The sequence below is a fragment of the Vibrio sp. Vb1755 genome (assembly GCF_033338635.1).
In the GTDB taxonomy this organism is placed as follows: Bacteria; Pseudomonadota; Gammaproteobacteria; order Enterobacterales; family Vibrionaceae; genus Vibrio; species Vibrio alginolyticus.
In genome coordinates, this window is record NZ_JAWOTA010000371.1 from 1 (window position 1) to 1,027 (window position 1,027).

The window sequence follows — 1,027 nt, forward strand, 5'->3', positions numbered from 1 at the left end:
TTTTTTTATATCTAAAATAAAAACTTATAGCCACTTATGGTTAATTTTATCCAAGTGTGACAGTAAGTTAACAAAAATACATGAACTTACATACATCCCTGCTTTCTTATCCTGTTTTGTCACAAGTAAGCTGTGTTAATATAGCCCTTCGTTCCTTATGAAGTTGAAGCCCTATGTTAGAAGTGTCTAACCTGACTGCGATCCGTGATGAAAGGGTTCTGTTTGAAAACCTGCAGTTTGAAATTAAGCCTGGTGAGTTAGTCCAGATCGAAGGGCGTAATGGCACAGGTAAAACGACGCTACTGCGCATTATTACAGGGTTAGGCGATAGAGAAGAAGGAATGATCAAGTGGAAAGGTGAAGAGGTTGAAAAATCTCGTGATGTCTTCCACCAAGACTTGCTATTTCTCGGCCATCAAACTGGCGTAAAGCGCGAACTCACCGCATTTGAAAACTTACGTTTTTACCAATCTATTCAAAATAACAGCACTTCCGATGAAGAAATCTTTACTGCTTTAACCCAAGTGGGGCTTGCGGGGCGAGAAGATGTACCTGTAGCACAACTTTCTGCGGGTCAGCAGCGTCGCGTTGCTTTGGCTAGACTTTGGCTAAGTAAGCAGATTTTGTGGATTTTGGATGAACCACTAACAGCAATCGACAAACAAGGTGTCAAAGTGCTTGAAGCTCTGTTTGCTCAGCATGCCGATAACGGTGGCATTGTGATGTTAACGACGCACCAAGATATGTTTGCTGACAGCCCTAAACTTAGAAAAATAAAATTGGGTGATTGATATGATTTCGGCCATGACAACTATTATTCGCCGCGAACTCTTGATTGCATTTCGTCGCCAAGCCGACATTTTGAACCCGCTTTGGTTCTTTATTATTGTTATTACTTTGTTTCCATTGAGTATTGGGCCTGAACCTAATTTGTTAGCACGTATTGCAGCGGGCATCGTTTGGGTTGCCGCATTGCTATCGGCATTATTATCATTAGAACGTCTATTTCGTGATGATTTTCAAGATG

At 41.3% G+C, this 1,027-nt stretch carries 2 protein-coding genes; both read left to right on the forward strand.

From position 1 onward, the window contains the following. Positions 1 to 173 precede the first annotated feature (173 nt). On the forward strand, positions 174 to 791 hold the full coding sequence (gene ccmA, locus R7E00_RS25205) for a cytochrome c biogenesis heme-transporting ATPase CcmA (RefSeq protein ID WP_005457758.1): 618 nt from the start codon (positions 174 to 176) through the stop codon (positions 789 to 791). 1 nt (position 792) lies between these two features. Beyond that, positions 793 to 1,027: heme exporter protein CcmB (locus R7E00_RS25210; RefSeq protein ID WP_318124938.1), on the forward strand; the 235-nt coding region annotated here is incomplete at its 3' end.

What these genes read in the sequence shown, in the direction of transcription:
- ccmA (WP_005457758.1), top strand. Translation starts at nt 174, where the DNA reads ATGTTAGAAGTGTCTAACCTGACTGCGATCCGTGATGAAAGGGTTCTG.